Genomic DNA, 19960 nt, shown 5'->3' on the forward strand with positions numbered 1-19960 from the left:
CGCTTCTTTTTGCACGAAATATCCTCGAGGGTAGGCCGCAGGCCAGGAGGCGGAAAGCCACCTTTCTACACTGGATATCTCAGAAATCGAGATCGGCATAATGTGCTGGAGGCGGGAAGCCCGGAACCTGATCCGCAAGGATCGAGCGGAAAGCAGGCCGTGACTTGATGGTTGCGTACCAGTCCTTGACGGATTGCGAGCGGTTCCAATCGACGTCGCTGATGTAATCCAGTGCCGACAGATGAGCGGCGGCGGCGAAGTCAGCCAGCGACAGGGAGCCGCCAGCCAGCCAGCGTCTATGGTCCAGCAGCCATGCCATGTAATCAAGGTGGAACTTGATCGCCTTGGCACCGTCTTTGACGTTACGGCTGTCAGGGAATCCGCGCGACATGATTTTCTTGTTCACACGCTCGTAAAGAAGTTTGGAGGTCACTTCGTTATGAAATTTGTCGTCGAACCATGCCACCAGACGGCGCACTTCGTAGCGCTCGTCACGTCCGCGGGGCATCAAGGCCGGTTCGGGATAAGCCTCTTCGAGATATTCGCATATCGCAGCACTTTCCGACAGGGTTTTGCCGTCGATCTTGAGAACCGGCACTTTCGCTGCCGGATTGCGGCGCAGGAAGTCCGGCGAGGGTTCCCAGTAACGCTCTTCGACCAGTTCGCATTCGATACGCTTTTCCGCAAGGCTTAGCCGGACTTTCCGGCAGAACGGAGAGAGAGGAACATGGAAAAGCCGCGCCATGAGAAGTTGTTGCCTTCAATTCTAGGGTTGCCCCCCCTGCATGCCTTGCCGCGAAGGGATTTTCAATCCTCGAAACAGGAAGCACGCCCATCGTTGGCAATCAGTTGCGCCCCGTCCTGAATGACTGCGATGCGCCTGCGTTGGGCCGCGGTCGGCACAGCAGCCGATCGTGCCTTGGGCGCAGGCAGTACCATGGCAAGGCGTGCGGCCTGATCAGCCGTCAGACTTTCCGGTCCAGTATTGAAGTATTGGTACGATGCCGCGTGGACACCGAAAACGCCTTCGTCGAATTCCGCAATATTCAGATAGACTTCCAGAATGCGGCGCTTGGGCCATGTCAGTTCGACAACCGGCGTCAACAACGCCTCCAGCATTTTCCGGCTCCATGATCGGCCATGCCAGAGAAACGCATTTTTGACAACTTGCTGGCTGATCGTGGATGCGCCCCTCGTTGCCCCGGAATCGATCGCGGTCTTTATCGCGTCAAGATCGAAACCCATATGGAGACAGAAGTTCGCGTCTTCCGCAGCAACGACTGATCGCAACATGACCGGCGCGATATCGTCGGCATCGACCCATTCACGCTCTATCTCGCCGAGATATCGTTTCTCGGACTGCATATAGAGCGTAGTGAGAGGATTGATCACGCGGTAGGAGACGACCCAAAGCAAAATCAGGGCAAACGCAACCAGAATGCCACGTAAGAGACCCCGACGCAGCGCGCGCAGAGGAGCAACCCGCCAGAGGGAGGGGGACTTTTTCGTGCGGGATGTTGTTTTCTTGCGTGCCACAGCGTCAGCTATAGGCAAGGCAGAGCCGTTGTAAAAGCCCGCTCATGCAACCAGCAGCATCGCTTCGTATGACTTGGCAATACTGCGGACAGATTTCCAATGATCCTGACGGGTCTGTGTAGCCAGTTCAGGGAAGAGATTGAGTATCTCCGTCCTTGTGTCGTTGGCACCGGAAATCAGGTAATCACCGGGATGAAGGCTTTCAGTTGCAGCGCCTTCGGCAAAAATTACCTCATGGCGATCCATCAGAACATGGACATAGGTTACTTTTTCGCAGGGGGCAGCGCAGATGGTATCGCCGTTGACAAGATGCTTGGCTGGCACAAGCACCTCTGGTTCGGCAAAATACATCTCTGCCCGCCAACCGGTTACCAGAATCCTGTGATTGGGTGACACAAGCAGGGCGCGCGTATTTCCATGCACTTCCGGCATAAAGCGGATCGGCGCGAGACGCCCGCGCCCGTCTACCGTCACCCGCCCGACCCAACGCACCGGACGCATGCCGCTGTCGCGCGTTAAAAGCAGATCACCTTCTGTCAGGGTTTCAACAGGTTTCGGGCCTTTCGAGGTAAAGATCATCGTTCCCGCAACAAAGCAGGGTACGGGCGGCAATTCGTATTGTGTTGACGTGTTCACAAAAGTCGATGAGCGGAAGTTGGAAGAAACCAGCACAGAACCGTCTGTTGGCATGAACACCGCAGACGCGCCTGCACGGTAGAAAGTGACACCTCTGATGGTCACATTCTGGTTGTTGATACGCACGGTAATCGTATCTCCCATCCAGACGCTGGTGACGGCGAAACCACCGATAGTATCGCCTTGTCCTGTTCCAATGGATCCGTTGTCATTCTGGTCTGTCGCGGCCAGGTTCACAGGGTTCAATATTGTTCCGCGCCCCGGAGGATTGCCGGGGTCCATCACAAAGAAAGCGAAACTGTAGTTCAGGGGCATTCGGCCACTCCACGTGTCTGGTATAATCACCTTTAACGAGAGTATTTGTTTCAATTACATCGCAATTATGGCCAAAAAAGAAAAAGCCCAGCGTATTAACGCCGGACTTTCAATTACTTAAATTTTCTCGCCCTAAAGACGACTTATTCCGCAGGCACTGACTTTTCGCTGACGGTCAGAGGGTGTGGAATATGAACCAACATCTCTTTCGGGCAGACTTGGATGAAGTGCCCAAGCTCGGCTTCCCAATGCTGCAGGATGTCGGCAGCACGGCGGCTGCCGGTCTCGCTCAGGTGTCTCTCGACCAGAGATTTCAACTGGTCAACCCAGTAGGGCACCGTCACAGGACAGGTCACCAGGGTTTCAAGGTTCATCATCTTAGCGGCGAGGCCATCGGGATCATACAGATAAGCCATGCCGCCGGTCATACCTGCCCCGAAGTTGGCGCCAATCCCGCCAAGGATCACCGCGACACCGCCGGTCATGTATTCACAACCATTGCTACCACAGCCTTCGATCACGACTTTCGCACCAGAGTTACGGACCGCGAAACGTTCGCCAGCGCGCCCAGCCGCGAACAGAAAACCATCTGTCGCGCCATAAAGCACGGTGTTGCCGATGATCGTGTTCTCGGACGCGATCAGAGGGCTGGCCATTGGCGGACGCACAACAATCGTGCCACCCGAAAGGCCTTTGCCGACATAGTCATTCGCGTCGCCCGACACTTCCAGCTTCAAACCGGGCGCTGCAAAAGCACCAAGACTCTGCCCCGCCGATCCCGTCAGTTTGACGGTCAGGTGATTTGGCTGCAGCGCGTTACGCATTCCGAACCGCTTGACGATATGGCTCGAAACGCGCGTTCCCACAGTACGGTCCGTATTCTGCACCGCGTAGGAGAGTTGCATCTTCTCGCCTTCCTCAAGGAAACGCGCAGCATCACGCACGATCTCAGCATCCAGCGTGTCAGGCACGACGTTACGTGGCTTGGCGCGGTCATAGACGATATCACCCGCACCATCGACGGTGATCAGCAACGGGTTCAGGTCCAGATCGTCCAGATGCGCGGAACCACGGCTGACCTGCGACAGCAGATCGGCGCGACCGATCACGTCATCCATGCTGCGCGCACCGATACTGGCCAGAATCTCGCGCACTTCCTGCGCGTAGAAGGTGATCAGGTTGACCACTTTATCAGCATTGCCGGTAAACTTGGCGCGCAGCGCTTCGTCCTGTGTGCAAACACCCACGGGACAGGTATTGCTCTGGCACTGGCGCACCATGATGCAGCCCATAGCAATCAGGGCAGCAGTACCAATGCCGTATTCCTCGGCCCCCATCATCGCCGCCATGACAATATCGCGTCCCGTCCGCAAACCACCATCGGTCCGCAGCGTGATCCGGTCGCGCAGGTTGTTCATCGACAGAACTTGATGCGCCTCTGTCAGACCCATTTCCCACGGCAGGCCGGCGTATTTGATCGACGTGGCGGGCGATGCACCTGTGCCGCCGTTGTGACCCGAAATCAGGATGATATCGGCCTTGGCCTTAGCCACACCTGCAGCAATTGTACCTACGCCCGACTGTGCCACCAGCTTTACGGTGACCTTTGCGCGTGGGTTGATCTGCTTGAGGTCATAGATCAACTGCGCCAGATCCTCGATCGAATAGATGTCGTGATGCGGCGGTGGGCTGATCAGGGTCACGCCCTTGGTCGAGTGCCGCAGACGCGCGATCAGGTCGGTGACCTTCATGCCGGGCAACTGCCCACCCTCACCGGGCTTGGCACCTTGGGCAACCTTGATCTCAAGTTCCTCGCACTGGTTCAGGTATTCGGCGGTCACACCGAAACGACCCGATGCCACCTGCTTGATCTTGGCGCTGGGGTTGTCGCCATTGGGCTCGGGTAGGAAATGTGCCGGATCTTCGCCACCTTCGCCGCTGTCGGATTTGGCCCCGATGCGGTTCATCGCAACGTTCAGGGTTTTATGCGCCTCAGGCGACAACGCGCCAAGCGACATGCCTGGCGTGACAAAACGCTTGCGGATGGACGTGATGCTTTCCACCTCTTCAATCGGGATCGCAGACCCCAACGGCTTGATCGCCAGCAGATCGCGCAGATGGATCGGCGGCATCGCCTGCATCTTGGCGGAATACTGCTTCCATATCTCAAAGCTGGCCTTGTTGCAGGCCGTTTGCAGCAGATGCATCGAGGTCGCTTCCCAAGCGTGCGTCTCGCCGGATTTGCGCGCTTTGTAGAAGCCGCCGATCGGCAGAACGTCCTGTCCACCGCGCCAGCCTTTAACATGCACTTCTTCGGCTTTGCGCTGGATACCGGTTACCCCGATGCCGCTGATCCGGCTGGTCATTCCGGGGAAATACTCGGCGCACATGGCGCGCGACAGGCCGACTGCCTCAAAGTTAAGACCGCCGCGATATGAGGACAGAACCGAGATTCCCATCTTGGCCATGATCTTGAGAAGACCCTGATCAATCGCCTCGCGGTAACGGCGCATTGCCTGCGTCAGCGTGCCATCAACCAATCCGCGCGCGATACGGTCGGCGATGCTGTCTTCGGCCAGATAGGGGTTCACGACAGTCGCACCGCAACCGATCAGGACCGCAAAATAATGGGGGTCTATACATTCAGCAGAACGAACATTCAGAGAGCAGAAGGTTCTGAGACCCTTGCGTGTCAGGTGCGAATGCACCGCACTGGTCGCAAGGATCATCGGCATCGCAACGCGGTCGGCTCCCTGCTTGTGATCGGTCAAGACCAGATGCCCCGCACCCGAGCGCACGGCATCTTCGGCCTCGGCGCGAATACGCTCCAAGCCCTTGCGCAGAGCGTCATGGTCATCGCCGGCAGAGAAGGTGCAGTCGATCTCGACAAGCGGCGCATTGAAGTTGCGCGTCACCTCATCCCATTGGGCATTGCCGACAAAGGGGCTGTCCAGCACGAGAATCTCGGTCTGTGCTGAGCTTTCGTCGAGCACGTTCTTGAGGTTGCCGAAACGAGTCTTCAGGCTCATCACACGGAATTCGCGCAAAGAGTCGATGGGCGGGTTTGTTACCTGGCTGAAGTTCTGGCGAAAGAAATGCGACAGTGGGCGGTATTTCGACGACAGGACAGCCGCAGGTGTATCATCCCCCATCGAGGCCAGCGTTTCCTTGCCATCCTCGGCCATTGGCGCAAGGATCTGCTCAAGCTCTTCGATGGTGTAGCCTGCCGCGATCTGGCGCTTGCGAAGTTCCGCACCGCTGAACATCGCTGTCTCGGTGACTCCGGCAAGAGCCTCGTCCAGCTCGTTGATCTTGCCGACCCATTCGCCAAATGGCTGGGCTGCCGCCAGACGGTCCTTGATCTCGGTATCGTGGAACAGCTTTCCTTCTTTCATGTCCACGGCAATCAGCTGACCCGGCCCAAGCGCACCTTTTTCGCGCACGGTCGCTTCCTTGATCGGCACCATTCCAGCCTCGGACCCAGCAATCAGCAGGCCATCGCCCGTCACGACATAGCGCATCGGGCGCAGGCCGTTCCGGTCAAGACCCGCGCAGACCCAGCGACCGTCGGTCATCGCAAGTGCGGCAGGACCGTCCCACGGTTCCATCACCGAGTTGCAATAGGAATACATGTCGCGCCAGCTTTCAGGCAGTTCAACCGCCTGCTTGGACCACGACTCGGGCACCAGCATGGTTTTCGCCATCGGCGCAGAGCGGCCAGCGCGCACCAGCACCTCGAACACGGAGTCGAGTGCGGCGGAATCCGAGGACCCTGACTGAACGATCGGCTTGATGTCTTCCGCAAGATCCCCGAACGCGCCCGATGCCATCCGGATTTCGTGCGATTTCATCCAGTTGACGTTGCCGCGCAGAGTGTTGATCTCGCCGTTATGGGCCAGCATGCGGAACGGTTGTGCCAGCCACCATTGCGGGAAAGTATTGGTGGAATAGCGCTGATGATAGATCGCAAAGGCGGATTCGAAACGCGGGTCCAGAAGGTCGGGATAGAATTCCGCAACTTGTTCGGCCAGCATCATGCCTTTGTAGATGATCGACCGACAGGAAAGGGAGCAGATATACATGCCCTGGATACCGGCAGCGATGGCGGCTTTCTCGATCCGGCGGCGGATCACGTATAGCTCGCGTTCAAAAGTCTCCTCGTCGACACCTTTGATATTCGAAATCAGGATTTGCTCGATTTCGGGGCGTGTCGCGTTGGCTTTCTCGCCCAGGCAGGTGACATCGACCGGCACATGGCGCCAGCCATAGATGTAATATCCCATCCGCAGAACCTCGGTTTCCACGATGGTCCGGCAAGTTTCCTGTGCGCCGAAATTTGTGCGCGGCAGAAAGACCTGACCGACAGCCATCAGGTTATCGGTTTTGGGTTCGTGGCCTGTGCGGCGGATCTGGTCGTAAAAGAAGGGAACGGGGATTTGCACGTGGATACCCGCGCCATCGCCGGTTTTACCGTCCGCATCCACGGCACCGCGATGCCAGATCGCTTTCAGAGCGTTGATCCCGTTCTCGACCACTTTGCGCGACGGCTTGCCGTCAATCGACACGACAAGCCCCACACCGCAGGAAGAATGCTCTTCTTCCTCGGCATAAAGACCGTTTTCAGCCATCCACTTGCGCTTGGCTTCTTCAGCGGCGGCCCAGCTTTCATCATACTTGGTCATAGGTTCAACCTTTCATCCTGTGCCGGGTCGGGCGTCTGGCCCTGTCGGAGATCAAATTCTTTGCTGTGCAAGGGCACTTCGTCCTTGCGAAAGCCGATTACTCTGCCGCGACTGCGCGGGCGCCGGTGTTGAGGTAATCCAGAACCGCCTGCGCCGAGTCGCGCCCGTCGCGGATCGCCCAAACAACCAGACTGGCACCGCGCACGATGTCGCCCACGGCATAGACACCATCAAGGCTAGTTTTGCCGCTTGTGTATTCGGCGCGGATCGTGCCCCAGCGGGTCACATCAAGACCGTCCACACCCCAAAGCTTGGGCAAATCCTCGGGTTCGAATCCAAGCGCCTTGATCACCAGATCGGCCTGCTCGACATAGTCGGCGCCCTCGATCACCTCGGGTGACTGGCGACCGGACGCATCAGGCGCGCCCAGACGCATCTTTTGCACCATAACACCCGTCACCGGATCACCGACAAAGCCTTTGGGCGCGCTCAGCCATTCAAAAACAACGCCTTCTTCCTCGGCGTTCTGCACCTCGCGCTGGCTGCCGGGCATATTCGCGCGGTCACGACGGTAGAGACACTTCACCGATGTTGCACCCTGACGGATCGCTGTCCGCACGCAGTCCATTGCCGTATCGCCGCCGCCAATCACAACGACGCGCTTGCCTGTGGCGTTCAATTCGCCACTGTCGAATTCAGGCACATCATCGCCAAAGCTTTTGCGGTTACTGGCGGTCAGATAATCAATGGCGCGCACGATCCCGTCGGATTCAGAACCCGGACCTTCCAGATCGCGTGTCTTATAGACACCGGTTGCGATCACAACAGCGTCATGCTTTCCGCGAATGGCGTCAAAGCTGATATCTTCACCGACATTGCAGTTCAGCACGAATTCCACGCCACCTTGTTCAAGCTGGTCATTGCGACGCGTCACAACGTCTTTCTCAAGCTTGAAACCGGGAATGCCATAAGTCAGCAATCCGCCCGCACGGTCGTAGCGGTCATAGATTGTCACCTGCACACCGGCGCGGCGCAGCACATCTGCTGCGGCCAGACCGCCGGGACCGGCACCGATAATGCCGACCGATTGATCCCGCTCCATCGCAGGAACAATCGGTTTGACCCAGCCCTCTTCCCAGGCCGTGTCGGTAATGTATTTCTCGACTGCGCCGATGGTAACTGTGCCGTGCCCAGATTGCTCGATCACGCAATTGCCTTCGCACAGGCGGTCCTGCGGGCAGATCCGTCCGCAGATCTCGGGGAATGTGTTTGTCGCCTGACTGATCTCGTAGGCTTCCTGCAAACGCCCCTCGGCTGTCAGACGCAACCAGTCGGGTATGTTGTTGTGCAGCGGGCAATGGGTCTGGCAGTAGGGCACACCGCATTGACTGCAGCGACTGGCCTGCTCTTTTGCCTTTGTATCGGCGTATTCGGCGTAGATCTCGTTGAAATCCTCACGCCGTGCAGCCGCTTCACGCTTCTGCGGCATGTCACGGTCTACAGAGATGAATTTCAGCATAGGTTGCTTGGCCACGACGAAACTCCGATCAGGTCTGGGTCGCGACCTTGTAAACGAGGTCTGAAACGATTAAAAGTCAGCAATACTGACCTTTATTACGATTTATTGACGTGAGCGCGAATTGATAACGTTTTTTTCACTCATTTTAAGTCCGTATCGGACCTAAAGCATCTGTTTCCCCTTTCTCACAAGACCTTATAGAATAGCGGTTCAAGTCTCGAAGGACGTTCAATGCCTCTCTTCCATCTCTTCCTTGTTGCCGTGATCCAGGGCCTGACCGAGTTTCTACCGGTTTCTTCATCTGGTCACCTGATTCTTCTACCGGCGCTCACCGGAATGCAGGATCAGGGTCAGGTTATAGATGTCGCCGTTCATGTCGGAACGCTGCTGGCTGTGATTCTCTACTTCTGGAGTGATGTCCGGATGGCCCTGTCCGGCATTCCCCGCCTGATGCGTGGCAAGGTCGATACCCAAGGTGCATGGCTGGCCATGTGTCTGGCGATTGCGACAGTTCCTGTGGTGATCGTGGGCCTTATCCTCAACCTAACGGGGCTGGACGAGATGATGCGCGGGGTGGCTGTCATCGGCTGGACGATGCTGATTTTCGGGTTGGTGTTATATTGGGCAGACCAAAGCGGAACCAGTCACAAGACTGCCGCGCAATGGTCGATCCGAGATGCAGTGATCATGGGTCTGTGGCAGGTGATCGCGCTGATACCGGGCACGTCGCGCTCTGGTATCACGATCACAGGCGGGCGTTTATTGGGCTATGCCCGACATGATGCGGCACGGTTGTCCATGCTGATGTCGATTCCGACGATCATGGCATCTGGTGTACTGCTTGGCGCGAAAGTTGCGGTCAGCGCAGATGTGGCTGCCGCGCGCGACGGTGCCATTGCCGCAGCGTTCGCATTCTTTGCAGCCCTTCTGGCACTCAGCCTGATGATGCGCTTGCTGCGGACAGTCAGTTTCACGCCATACGTGATCTACCGCGTTGCGCTGGGTATCGTGCTGCTGGTTTATGCCTATCGCTGACAGTTGTCAGGACTGCCGCAAGTTCTTGGCAGAAGCCTTGATCGCCGCGTATTGTCCAGAAGGGCGATAGGGCCAGAGGTAATCCGGCAGGACCGCCTCCAGCGACACCGGTTCTATGCCAAGATCGGCAAAGCCTTTCGCACCCTCCCCGACCACATTGTCACGCGCAAGATTGCGAACCTGATCACGGGTGATCTGTGCGGGCACCAAACCGAGTGTGATCTTGTTCAACATGTCAAAGCCGAAACCCATCAGGCGGGCAACCGGAAACGGGATGTTGATGATCATACGGCGCCGCTGGATCACCTCCAGCATCTGGCCCATCAGTGCGCGGAATGTCGATACGTCCGGCCCGCCCAACTCGTATATTCCGGGGGCGGCTTTACCCTGCACCGCCAATGCAGCGGCGCGTGCAACATCATCTACATAAACCGGCTGGAACAGCGTTTCTGCACCGACCACGGGCAGAATAGGGCCCAATTGCGCCATACGGGCAAAGCGGTTGAAGAACTGGTCTTCCGCGCCGAAAATGATCGAAGGGCGCAAGATGACCGCATCCGGCATATGCTTCAGCACGGCCTGCTCGCCCAGCGCTTTTGTGCGGGCATAAGCACTGTTGGAACCGACATCAGCGCCGATGGCCGAGATATGCACCATACGGGTGATTCCCGTTTCGGCTGCGATCCGGGCCACACGGCCAGGACCTTCGGCCTGAACTGCATCAAAGCGGTTTTTACCAGCTTCGGCCAGAATGCCCACGCAATTGACTACGGCATCGGATCCCTGCATCACGGCGCGCACACTGGCTTCGTCACGGATGTTGCACAGAACGGGCTCGACCTGACCCGGAGTGCCATAGGGTTTCACATGCATCGCCTCGTTCGGGCGACGAACCGCGACACGCACGCGCCAGCCTTCTTTCGCCAGACGGCGCGCAATGTAGCGGCCTACAAAACCTGATCCGCCATAAATGGTGACGAGTTTCGACATGATGCAGCCTCCGGCCCTGAAATCCTGCCTGTTCCTACCCCCAGTCTGCGCTTTGGACAAGGCGTTACAGGGTCGCGGCCTGCTGACACTTGCGACGCTTTCGCCGGTTGTCGGAAAAATCCGACGAATCCTCGTTGACACCGATTTGCGGCACAGATAAACGCCGGTTTCACGACACCTGTGCCCAGGTGGCGGAATGGTAGACGCGCTAGCTTCAGGTGCTAGTGTTCGCAAGGACGTGGAGGTTCGAGTCCTCTCCTGGGCACCATTCCCTCCGCGAAGGGAATGATAATGACGAACCATCTTTACAAGAACGATCTGCCCAACAATCTGGATCTTGGTCCAATCGTAGCTATCGACTGCGAAACGATGGGGCTTAACCCGCATCGTGACAGACTATGTGTTGTGCAGCTTTCGGGCGGTGACGGCCACGCGCATATCGTGCAGATCGGGATTGGCCAGACAGAAGCGCCTAATCTGGCGGCGCTTTTGCAAAACCCCGATATTCTCAAACTGTTCCATTTCGGTCGTTTCGATATTGCCGCGATGTACAATGCCTTCGGTGCGCTGGCGCAGCCTGTCTATTGCACAAAGATCGCCAGCAAGCTGGTCAGGACATTCACAGACCGTCACGGGCTAAAATACCTGTTGCAGGATCTGGTGGGCGTCGACGTGTCAAAGCAGCAGCAACAAAGCGATTGGGGGTCGGTCGATCTGTCGAATGCACAGTTGGATTACGCTGCATCCGACGTGCTTTATCTGCATCGCCTCAAGGATGCTCTGGACAAGATGCTGGTGCGCGAGGGGCGGGACGAGATGGCAAAAGCCTGTTTTGAATTCCTGCCGATACGCGCGAAACTGGATCTAGCAGGCTGGCCGGATATGGACATTTTCGCACATTGATGGACAAAGCACAGATATTTCTGGACACCGCACGCCGCGTGATCCGCACCGAGGCCGAAGGGCTTGCACAACTGTCCGATGGTCTTGGCAACGAGTTTGCCCAAGCGGTCGAGCTGATGCTGGGCGCGCGCGGGCGGGTTATCGTATCGGGCATGGGCAAATCCGGCCATGTCGCGCGCAAGATCGCGGCAACGCTGGCCAGTACCGGAACGCCGGCGCAATTCGTCCATCCTGCCGAGGCAAGCCATGGCGATCTGGGGATGCTGACAGCCAGTGATGTCTTGCTGATGCTGTCGAATTCGGGTGAAACGCCGGAACTGGCGGATATGATCTCCTATTCTCGCCGCTTCAATATTCCGATGATCGGGGTCGCGAGCCATGCAGATTCTACGCTGCTAAAGCAATCCGACGTGGCAATCACCCTGCCCCGCGCCGCCGAGGCTTGCGGCACTGGTGTCGTGCCCACGACCTCGACGACAATGACGCTGGCGCTGGGTGATGCCCTTGCCGTGGCCCTGATGGAGCATCGCCAGTTCCAGCCCGAGGATTTCCGGAATTTCCATCCGGGCGGCAAGCTGGGTGCACAACTCAGCCGTGTCAGCGACCTCATGCACCGTGACTCTGCCCTTCCGCTTGTCTCTGGCGACACGCCGATGGGGGAAACTCTGCTCGAGATCAGCCGCAAAGGTTTCGGTGTTGTTGGCGTTACAGACAGTGCGGGCCTATTGTCCGGTATCATCACCGACGGCGACCTGCGGCGCCACATGGATGGTCTTTTAGCTTTGACCGCTGCAGATGTGATGACCCCCTCGCCACGCACCATCAGCCCTGATGCACTGGCCGAGGCAGCAGTGGGCGTGATGAACGAGCGCAAGATCACATGTCTTTTCGTGATTGATCCGGCAGAGGCTGGCAAGGCGGTCGGTTTGATCCATATCCATGACTGTCTGCGCGTGGGTCTGGGCTAAGCCATGGCCCAGCGCGATGATCTGCGGTCCCGCATCATCAACTGGCTGAAGATACTTCTGCCCTTGGCAGCACTTGGCCTGCTGTCGACCGTTTTTCTCCTGTCGCGCACATTGGACCCTACCAATTCCATTCCCACAAGTCGCGCCGATCTGGAATCGCGCACCGGCAATCAGCAGATTTCAAGCCCTTCCTTTGCAGGCAAAACCGACGAGGGCCATCTGGTTGCCTTTGTTGCAACCAAGGCAAGTGTGGACCCCGATCAATCGGACAGGGTCATCGCCGACACGATGGCGGCGCAGATCGACATGGTTGACGGGGGACGGATCAATATCACATCGGATACGGGAACCGTCGAGGATCTGGCAGGTCTGGCCATTCTTGAGGGCGATGTCGTGCTGACCAGTTCAACCGGTTACCGGATCGAGACAGAACTTCTGACAACGCGGATGCGGGAAATCGCGGCGGAATCAGGTGGTGCCATCACGGGAAACGGGCCCCCCGGCCAGATTGACGCCGGAAAAATGACGATGACATCCGATGCACAGACGGGCGATATCCATTTGCTTTTCACAAATGGCGTCAAGCTGATATATGATCCTTCAAACTAAGGAATTTCCAGTCGTGCAGCTTCGTCGTCAGCTATTGTTCATCCCTGCCCTCGTTCTTGCCATTACTGGCCTGCCAGCGGTGATTTTGGCACAAACCACAAATCTGGCTTTCGGAACCATTCAGCAGGACACATCGCTGCCGGTCGAGGTTACGGCCGAAAGTCTGTCTGTCAGCCAGACGGATGGAACTGCGATCTTTACTGGTAATGTGGTGATCATTCAGGGCGAGATGCGTCTGGCCGCCCCTCGGGTTCTTGTTGTCTATGGGCAGGCGACCGATGCACAGGAGGCTCGGATCGCGCGGCTTGAAGCGACAGGCGGCGTAATCCTGATCAGCGGCCCGGACGCCGCCGAGGCAGAGCGGGCTGATTACAACGTCGATGATGGCGAGGTGGTCATGCGGGGCAATGTTCTGCTGACGCAAGGTGCCAGTGCGCTTACCTCGGACCTGATGACAGTGGATCTAGCTGGCGGAACCGCGCAGATGGACGGGCGGGTGAAGACGATCCTGCGCGGGGCGGATTGAACATGACCAAACCACATTTGACTGTCACGCAGGGAACATCGGGCCTGCGGGTCAACCACCTTCGGAAAAGCTATAAAAAACGCGTGGTGATCCGCGATTTCAGCATGGAGCTGAACCGCGGTGAGGTGGTTGCGTTGCTCGGACCGAACGGATCAGGCAAATCGACAACTTTCTATGCGATCGCCGGTCTGGTCTATCCCGAAGGCGGCGAGGTCACGATCGACGGACGGGATGTGACCAACCTGCCAATGTACCGGCGCGCCAATCTGGGGATCGGATATCTGCCACAGGAAATGTCGATTTTCCGCGGGCTGTCTGTGGAAGACAATATCGCAGCGATCCTCGACATAACCGAAAAGGACAGACACAAGCGGCGCGAGCGACTGGAAGAGCTGCTGTCCGAATTCTCGATCGAACATCTGAGGCGCGCCCCTGCGCTTGCGCTTTCCGGCGGGGAACGCCGCCGTGTCGAAATCGCGCGCTGCCTTGCAGCAAATCCGCGGTACCTGCTGCTTGATGAACCCTTCGCAGGTGTAGACCCGATCAGTGTGGGCGATATCCGTCATCTTGTGTCGGATTTGAAAACGCGCGGAATCGGCGTTCTGATCACAGATCATAACGTGCGTGAAACGCTCGAGATCGTCGATCGCGCCTATATTCTGCATGATGGCATGGTGCTGATGTCGGGAACACCTGAAGAAGTCGTCCATAACGAAAATGTCCGTCGCGTCTATCTTGGCGAGGGCTTCCGCATTTCCTGATGTTTTGACGGATTGGCGACGGTCCGCACAGCCAGTGCATGTCCCGGCAGATTTCTTCTGATTGACAGACCCCCATACAATCCACTCCAATGGAAGGATGACAGTTGTACATGGCACCTCGTTCCTTATCCTTGCCTTGTCAAAGCGACGAGGCACGAGGCAGATTTCGCAACCGTCAGGTTCCATCAGTCGGGTATGACCGGACCGGAGCCATGTGCTCCGGAACGGCCTCCGGCATGTCGTGCAAAGGAGACATGATGCGCTATCAAATCAGTGGCAAGCAGATCGATATCGGCGAGGCCCTACAATCCCATGTAAAAGACGAGATGGGCGTCGTAATGACGAAATATTCGCAGCGCCCGACCGATGCGACGATCATATTCTCTAAATCAGCACATGAATTTGTATGCGAGGCGACTGTCCATCTGTCCAGCGGTCTGACTGCTGCGGCAAAGGCGCATGCCACCGAAATCTATGCCGCTTTTGATGCCTGCAACGAGAAAATGGACAAGCAGTTGCGGCGTTACAAACGGCGCCTGAAGGATCATCATCGCGAATGGACCGAGCCAGTTGAACTCATGGGCGCGTCCTCGTATATCCTCGCGGCTGAGGGGAATGATGAGGATTCGGAGCCTGACACGCTGCAGCCAATGATCATCGCCGAAATGGAGACGAAAATTCCGTCTTTGTCGGTGGGTCAGGCGGTGATGCAGATGGAGCTTGCTGGCGCACCGGTTCTGGTATTCCGGAATGAAGGAAAAGACGGTGTCAATGTTGTATACCGTCGGGATGACGGCAATATCGGCTGGATTGACCCGCGCTAGGGGGTGTAAGGCACCCTGCAACCGGAGCAGTGAACACGCATGAAGATTTCGTCCATCCTCAGGCCCGAGGCAGTGAAAGTCATATCCTCGACCACGAGCAAGAAACGTCTTCTTCATGATCTTGGAGAAATGGCGGCATCTGTCTACAAGATTGATGCCGCCACCGCTGTCGAAGCCTTGATGGAACGTGAGACACTGGGCCCCACCGGTGTGGGACACGGGGTGGCCTTGCCACATGCGCGGATACCGGGGCTGGAATCTGTCCAGGGAGCCTTCATTCTTCTTGAAAAGCCGATCGACTTTGATGCGGTGGACCGCGCGCCTGTAGATATCATCTTTGGCCTGTTCGCCCCTGAGGATGCAGGAGTCGAGCATCTTAAGGCGCTGGCCCTTGTGTCACGGACACTGCGCGAAGCCACCATTTGCACAAAGCTCAGGGCGAATAGTGATACAAGCACGCTTTACACGATCCTGACCGAGGCGCAGACGTTCCAGACTGTCTGAAAGGCTGTTATCCCTTCGTCCTCCAAGGACCGAAGCCAAACGTGATATAATCGCGTTGATACACCGTGCTGGCCAGATCCTCGATCTTGCCATCGTAGATTTCCGAAAGTGCAACGGGCGTGTCCGCCGGTGCCTCTTGCGGCGCGGGCATATCGGGATGTCCCAACTGCTGGGCAAGCGCTGGCAGATACACCTCGATCTCATCCTCGCGCAGGATCATGTCAGGCATCAAAAATTGCGCGTATCCTTGCAAAACCTGCATCTGCGTCGCCCATGATGCATCCACCCGCACCATCGTCTGACCGGCAAGATTGACCTTCAGGAACTCTAGAAACGCGATGAATGCCTTGCGGTGCTGGTCAATACCATATGCGGCATCGGGACCATTCTCGGGGATGTCCAGACCATAGGATTTGCGGAGAATTTTGCGGATTTCGGAAAAATGGCCCGGACCAGTCATCAGGATTCGCTTGCAGAAAACAGCATGGGCACGCGCAACGGGATGGCGCAAAACGGTAAAGCTGCGATGGCCGGGATTCTGGCGCATCCATTGGCGAAGCGACTTCTGAGTGAATTTGGTTTGCAACGCGTCGGTCTGCACGTTGTCCAGACATGCCATCCACCCGGTCACCTGATCCTCAGGCCCGGACCGGATTGGCAAATACAAAAGCGGCGCCCGCGCTGCGGCCACATAACCTGGCACGGCAGCACCGCGACGCGGTTCAAAATTCGGGGTTCGGGACAGATTGAAACGATCCAGCCGCGCCAAAGCCTCGGCCATCTGTTCGAAGTTGCTGACTTTTTCGGACAGAGGCTGCGGGTTCTGTTTCTTAAGGCTTTCGTCCAGACTTTCCAGTTGATGATCCACACCAAGGAACCGTGCCAGCCCGTTCATGACGGCAACGTCCTGCAGGTCTTCATAGGCGACATAGAACGCCGTCTGTCCTGTAATCTGCAAGGCATTCAGCAGTCGGGTTTGAAACGCCTGCAACGCGGTCAGATGCGTCTCGAACTCGTCTCGATCAAATACCGCAATCCCTTCTTTGCGTTTTTTCACATTGGTCAGTTTCCACTGGCCTGTCGCCTGCGCGATCTTCCACGAGACATAGCTGTCTACCGGATTGCGGGTCAGAATAATCTTGGCGCAGCGCGGGTCGGGCAGGGCGATATCCAGAACCCGCGGGTCATGGTCATGAAAGAACCGGAAACCGCCCAGCCCTTCGGTGCCATGCTTGACAGCTTCGATCAAACGGGCGGGGTTCGCATCACGCATCGGCTGGGTGATGCCGAGGATCTCGGTCTTGTTCGGATAGCCGATGAAATGCGGATTGAATGCCTCGCCGTGGCAGGTCAGTTCAGGATAGGCGTTGATATTCGTCTCAAGGAAATTCGAACCTGTCCGCATTTCCGCAAAAACGATGAAGTAGTCAAATTCTTGGACCATGTTCAACGCACCAGATAGGGTCTGCGCGGCGATTCCGGCGCAGTTTGCAAGTCGCGCGCCACAGGAAAGTCACCCATCAGATAGGGGTGCATCCCTTGGTTTTTCAGGTTTTGCAGGAATTGTCCGAAACCCTCCAGATCCGCCATCTTCGGCACCTCCGACAGGCGGCGCAGGCTGCGATTGCCGATCTCGTCAAGAATGGTCTGCAAGGGTTCCATCGGTGCCTCGATAAACTCAGCCATGGTCCAGATCCGTACCCGTGCCTTGGCATAGGGCGTGCGCAGAATATCCAGATGATCGCTTTCGATCCGCTGGAGCAGAGCGGCATCCTTGCGGATATCCGCAAAGTTGCGATTGGATTTGAAAAGTGGAACCGCCCATGCACCTGAAATGACAGAAATCTGCGCGTTCGGGTCTTTCACAATTTGCCAACTGATCTGCTGGGAGTCCGACGGTCCGAACTGGAAACACTGCCGCTCGCCCCGCGTGTTCCAGATCAGGTTGCACAGAAAAGCGCGCGGGTTGTAATCGCGCAGCTTCGCGCTGTCGCAAAGCGCGCCATTCATCACACGGTTCCCTCCGGCAAACGCGACACGGTCGGGGCCGAACAGATGGCCGTGCACGCGCGCACCGGTGGCGCGCCCGAGCCATTCCTCGAAATCCTCGAACAGGTCCGAGAACCCCTCGAACACCGAATAGGGGCTGGAGGTAACGCCGTTCTCCCACCCTTCGTTCGGAAAGCGGCTTTGCATATAGAGTCCCGCGCGCCCACGTGTCCGGCGTTCGACGGCTTTGGCAAAAATCCGGTCGATCTTGCCAGGGTTGGGCTCTGTCCGTTTCATAGCGCCTGCAGCGTCAGTCAGAAACACCTCGTAGAGGCGATTGGCATGGGGCCAGATCTTGCGCGCAACGAAACAGTCCGACCGGCGCAGCAACTGCAGGTGATCATCATAAAAGATGTGCGGCTTGCCCTGGAAGTCGAACTTACTCAGCGTCAGCGAGCGGCTTTCGATCTGGCTGGAATAGAGCCTTGCAAGCGACTGGAAATAGCTTTCATCGGGTATCCAGACATGCCGGAAGAACCTGTCATACGCCGCCCTTTCAGGGTCTTGCAGAATTGCCGACAGGGTTTGACGGGACAGACACCACCATTGGCTTCCCATATGGGGAACCAGCCCGTTAGGCATCTTGCGCGTCAGGCCAAACTTGCGCTGAAATTTGACGAAACTGTCGAACAGGTAGCGGTGGCGTTTCCATGAAAACGGAAAGCGCAGCGTAAACCGCTCCTGATCAAGGCCACCCACTGTCCAGGGCACATCGGCTGTTGTGGCGCTTTCGATGAAATCCGTACGCGGACGTGCTGCAAGATAGTCGATCAGTTCCTGCACCGGCCTCAAAGGGAGGCATGACCCCGAGGCAAGATAGACGTGTCGTACGATCGGAAACTCTTCCAGCATCATTTCAGATGCGGCTTGGGACGCGGCCACAATGCCCCATGTTCCCCATTCACACCGATGCCGCTTGCAGAAGCGGACCGCTTTCAGATCGGACATGGACGTAACAAAGGCGTCGTAGGTCTTTTTGGACACTGATTTGTCGACATGGATAACCACAGGACAACCGGCCGCTGCCCAATGGCGCGCGACCTGTTCCGCACGGCCAAGCGCCGTGTGCACCAGCATCACGATCCCGACGCTCATGCCCAGTTACCCTTGGACATCAGACCAAGAATCTCAAGCTGGCGCCAGTTGATGTATTTCTCGGACCACTTGCACCACAGATCGGGATTGGATTTCAGGTTCTCTGCATAGGCCTTGTATTCCACGGACGCCGCATAATGCTGTTTGCGGGTCAGTTCCTCGGCTGCTTTGGCTGAAAAAGTATCCAGAAATTTGGCATGGAGGAGCACGCCGCTTGCTTTTTCTCCACCCCATTCATCGTAGACCAGATTCAAACCGCGCGGCAAAAGTGAATGGGTCGAGCTGACATAGGTGTATCGCTTGTCCCATTTGACCAGAGGTATCTTGTTCAGCGCAGGGGCTTTCTCGGGCCTGTCGGGAAAGAAGACACGGCTGCGCGGTCCCCCTTGTATCCACAGATTGCCGAACCGCTTGTTGCGCGAGATCGTGTAGTTTCCGGCGTCAAACCAGTTGGCAATCTCGATAGGGTCTTGTCCCGGCTTATAGGGTTGCGCGTCCAATGGACCTTTGGGGTACATATCCAGCAGCATCGCCGAGAAAGATTTGATCGAGGACGCATCAAGCCAGTCTGTCAGTGCCCGCAAAGGGCGCGTGTCGCAGAACGGGTAAATCAGGAACTCATCACAGTCGACCACCAAGGACCAATGGCCATCTGCATATCGGGACTGCAACCGGTTGAGCCAATCGACACCGAAACGTGCGCGTTTATAGCTGTGACGCGTGTGCCAGAGCGAGACATCGGGTTGGTCCGCCAGATATCCTATCGACCCGTCGGTGCTGTCGTTATCGACCAATAGAAAATGGTTTACACCCATATCGCGGTAATACTGGAGGAAGTATGGCAAGCGTATCTGCTCGTTCCGCAAGGTCGAGAATAGCAGGATATCGCCCGGAGTAATCTTTCCGGTGCGGTCCGACACGCAGCGCAATTCGCGTCTTTTGCGCCATGCACGCAAAAGCCAGCGCTTACGCTGCAACCGCAGGCGATATGATTGCCAGACGCCCAAA

General features: G+C 57.1%; 17 protein-coding genes and 1 tRNA gene. 9 read left to right on the forward strand and 9 right to left on the reverse strand.

What is annotated here, in order from left to right; translation table 11 throughout:
• Positions 1-79: 79 nt before the first annotated feature.
• The 5 genes from K7H22_RS02720 to K7H22_RS02740 form a co-directional block, all read right to left on the reverse strand.
• Entirely contained in the window at positions 80-745 is a 666-nt protein-coding gene (locus K7H22_RS02720; protein WP_230799192.1) for a glutathione S-transferase family protein, read from the reverse strand.
• 62 nt (positions 746-807) lie between these two features.
• Positions 808-1536, reverse strand: coding sequence for a monofunctional biosynthetic peptidoglycan transglycosylase (mtgA, locus tag K7H22_RS02725; protein WP_419248136.1), 729 nt, complete (start codon positions 1534-1536; stop codon positions 808-810).
• Positions 1537-1578: 42 nt separating this feature from the next.
• Complete coding sequence (locus tag K7H22_RS02730) at positions 1579-2487, reverse strand: Hint domain-containing protein (protein WP_230799193.1); 909 nt, start codon at positions 2485-2487, stop codon at positions 1579-1581.
• Between the two features lie 143 nt (positions 2488-2630).
• The gene (gene gltB, locus K7H22_RS02735) at positions 2631-7169 is read right to left on the reverse strand and encodes a glutamate synthase large subunit (protein ID WP_230799194.1); all 4539 of its coding nucleotides are present in this window, start codon (positions 7167-7169) and stop codon (positions 2631-2633) included.
• A 97-nt stretch (positions 7170-7266) separates the two neighbouring features.
• Entirely contained in the window at positions 7267-8703 is a 1437-nt protein-coding gene (locus K7H22_RS02740) for an NAD(P)-dependent oxidoreductase (RefSeq protein ID WP_230799195.1), read from the reverse strand.
• Positions 8704-8919: 216 nt separating this feature from the next.
• Between K7H22_RS02740 and K7H22_RS02745 the strand changes: the two genes are divergently transcribed.
• Positions 8920-9723 carry an undecaprenyl-diphosphate phosphatase gene (locus K7H22_RS02745; RefSeq protein WP_230799196.1) on the forward strand — a complete coding sequence of 268 codons (804 nt, stop codon included), beginning with the start codon at positions 8920-8922 and terminating at the stop codon, positions 9721-9723.
• A gap of 6 nt (positions 9724-9729) precedes the next feature.
• On the opposite strand, the gene K7H22_RS02750 is transcribed toward K7H22_RS02745, so the two are convergent.
• On the reverse strand, positions 9730-10713 hold the full coding sequence (locus K7H22_RS02750; protein ID WP_230799197.1) for a complex I NDUFA9 subunit family protein: 984 nt from the start codon (positions 10711-10713) through the stop codon (positions 9730-9732).
• Between the two features lie 182 nt (positions 10714-10895).
• Between K7H22_RS02750 and K7H22_RS02755 the strand changes: the two genes are divergently transcribed.
• The 8 genes from K7H22_RS02755 (at position 10896) to K7H22_RS02790 (ending at position 15808) form a co-directional block, all read left to right on the forward strand.
• Positions 10896-10981, forward strand: a tRNA-Leu gene (locus K7H22_RS02755).
• A gap of 23 nt (positions 10982-11004) precedes the next feature.
• On the forward strand, positions 11005-11616 hold the full coding sequence (locus K7H22_RS02760) for a ribonuclease D (protein WP_230799198.1): 612 nt from the start codon (positions 11005-11007) through the stop codon (positions 11614-11616).
• Positions 11616-12584: a KpsF/GutQ family sugar-phosphate isomerase gene (locus K7H22_RS02765; protein ID WP_230799359.1), complete on the forward strand. Its 969-nt coding sequence runs from the start codon at positions 11616-11618 to the stop codon at positions 12582-12584. Before K7H22_RS02760 ends, K7H22_RS02765 begins: the two co-directional genes overlap by 1 nt.
• 3 nt (positions 12585-12587) lie before the next feature.
• The gene (lptC, locus tag K7H22_RS02770) at positions 12588-13193 is read left to right on the forward strand and encodes an LPS export ABC transporter periplasmic protein LptC (RefSeq protein ID WP_230799199.1); all 606 of its coding nucleotides are present in this window, start codon (positions 12588-12590) and stop codon (positions 13191-13193) included.
• Positions 13194-13206: 13 nt separating this feature from the next.
• Positions 13207-13719 (forward strand): LptA/OstA family protein, encoded by a 513-nt coding sequence (locus K7H22_RS02775; RefSeq protein ID WP_419248137.1) that lies wholly within the window; start codon positions 13207-13209, stop codon positions 13717-13719.
• Positions 13720-13721: 2 nt separating this feature from the next.
• Positions 13722-14480, forward strand: coding sequence for an LPS export ABC transporter ATP-binding protein (lptB, locus tag K7H22_RS02780; RefSeq protein WP_230799201.1), 759 nt, complete (start codon positions 13722-13724; stop codon positions 14478-14480).
• Between the two features lie 257 nt (positions 14481-14737).
• Entirely contained in the window at positions 14738-15304 is a 567-nt protein-coding gene (hpf, locus tag K7H22_RS02785) for a ribosome hibernation-promoting factor, HPF/YfiA family (RefSeq protein ID WP_230799360.1), read from the forward strand.
• 39 nt (positions 15305-15343) lie between these two features.
• Positions 15344-15808, forward strand: coding sequence for a PTS sugar transporter subunit IIA (locus K7H22_RS02790; protein WP_230799202.1), 465 nt, complete (start codon positions 15344-15346; stop codon positions 15806-15808).
• Between the two features lie 7 nt (positions 15809-15815).
• On the opposite strand, the gene K7H22_RS02795 is transcribed toward K7H22_RS02790, so the two are convergent.
• The 3 genes from K7H22_RS02795 to K7H22_RS02805 are packed head-to-tail and all read right to left on the reverse strand — an operon-like array spanning position 15816 to position 19959.
• Positions 15816-17252, reverse strand: coding sequence for a sulfotransferase domain-containing protein (locus tag K7H22_RS02795; RefSeq protein WP_230799203.1), 1437 nt, complete (start codon positions 17250-17252; stop codon positions 15816-15818).
• Between the two features lie 2 nt (positions 17253-17254).
• Positions 17255-18952, reverse strand: coding sequence for a beta-1,6-N-acetylglucosaminyltransferase (locus K7H22_RS02800; protein ID WP_230799204.1), 1698 nt, complete (start codon positions 18950-18952; stop codon positions 17255-17257).
• Positions 18949-19959 (reverse strand): glycosyltransferase family 2 protein, encoded by a 1011-nt coding sequence (locus K7H22_RS02805; protein WP_230799205.1) that lies wholly within the window; start codon positions 19957-19959, stop codon positions 18949-18951. The genes K7H22_RS02800 and K7H22_RS02805 overlap by 4 nt, the downstream gene beginning before the upstream one ends.
• Position 19960: the final 1 nt, after the last annotated feature.

Origin of the sequence: Seohaeicola saemankumensis (assembly GCF_021021435.1) — a bacterium.
Lineage (GTDB): Bacteria > Pseudomonadota > Alphaproteobacteria > Rhodobacterales > Rhodobacteraceae > Seohaeicola.

What these genes read in the sequence shown, in the direction of transcription:
- K7H22_RS02720 (WP_230799192.1), bottom strand. Translation starts at nt 745, where the DNA reads ATGGCGCGGCTTTTCCATGTTCCTCTCTCTCCGTTCTGCCGGAAAGTC.
- K7H22_RS02730 (WP_230799193.1), bottom strand. Translation starts at nt 2,487, where the DNA reads ATGCCCCTGAACTACAGTTTCGCTTTCTTTGTGATGGACCCCGGCAAT.
- gltB (WP_230799194.1), bottom strand. Translation starts at nt 7,169, where the DNA reads ATGACCAAGTATGATGAAAGCTGGGCCGCCGCTGAAGAAGCCAAGCGC.
- K7H22_RS02745 (WP_230799196.1), top strand. Translation starts at nt 8,920, where the DNA reads ATGCCTCTCTTCCATCTCTTCCTTGTTGCCGTGATCCAGGGCCTGACC.
- K7H22_RS02750 (WP_230799197.1), bottom strand. Translation starts at nt 10,713, where the DNA reads ATGTCGAAACTCGTCACCATTTATGGCGGATCAGGTTTTGTAGGCCGC.
- K7H22_RS02760 (WP_230799198.1), top strand. Translation starts at nt 11,005, where the DNA reads ATGACGAACCATCTTTACAAGAACGATCTGCCCAACAATCTGGATCTT.
- K7H22_RS02765 (WP_230799359.1), top strand. Translation starts at nt 11,616, where the DNA reads ATGGACAAAGCACAGATATTTCTGGACACCGCACGCCGCGTGATCCGC.
- lptC (WP_230799199.1), top strand. Translation starts at nt 12,588, where the DNA reads ATGGCCCAGCGCGATGATCTGCGGTCCCGCATCATCAACTGGCTGAAG.
- lptB (WP_230799201.1), top strand. Translation starts at nt 13,722, where the DNA reads ATGACCAAACCACATTTGACTGTCACGCAGGGAACATCGGGCCTGCGG.
- hpf (WP_230799360.1), top strand. Translation starts at nt 14,738, where the DNA reads ATGCGCTATCAAATCAGTGGCAAGCAGATCGATATCGGCGAGGCCCTA.
- K7H22_RS02790 (WP_230799202.1), top strand. Translation starts at nt 15,344, where the DNA reads ATGAAGATTTCGTCCATCCTCAGGCCCGAGGCAGTGAAAGTCATATCC.
- K7H22_RS02795 (WP_230799203.1), bottom strand. Translation starts at nt 17,252, where the DNA reads ATGGTCCAAGAATTTGACTACTTCATCGTTTTTGCGGAAATGCGGACA.
- K7H22_RS02800 (WP_230799204.1), bottom strand. Translation starts at nt 18,952, where the DNA reads ATGAGCGTCGGGATCGTGATGCTGGTGCACACGGCGCTTGGCCGTGCG.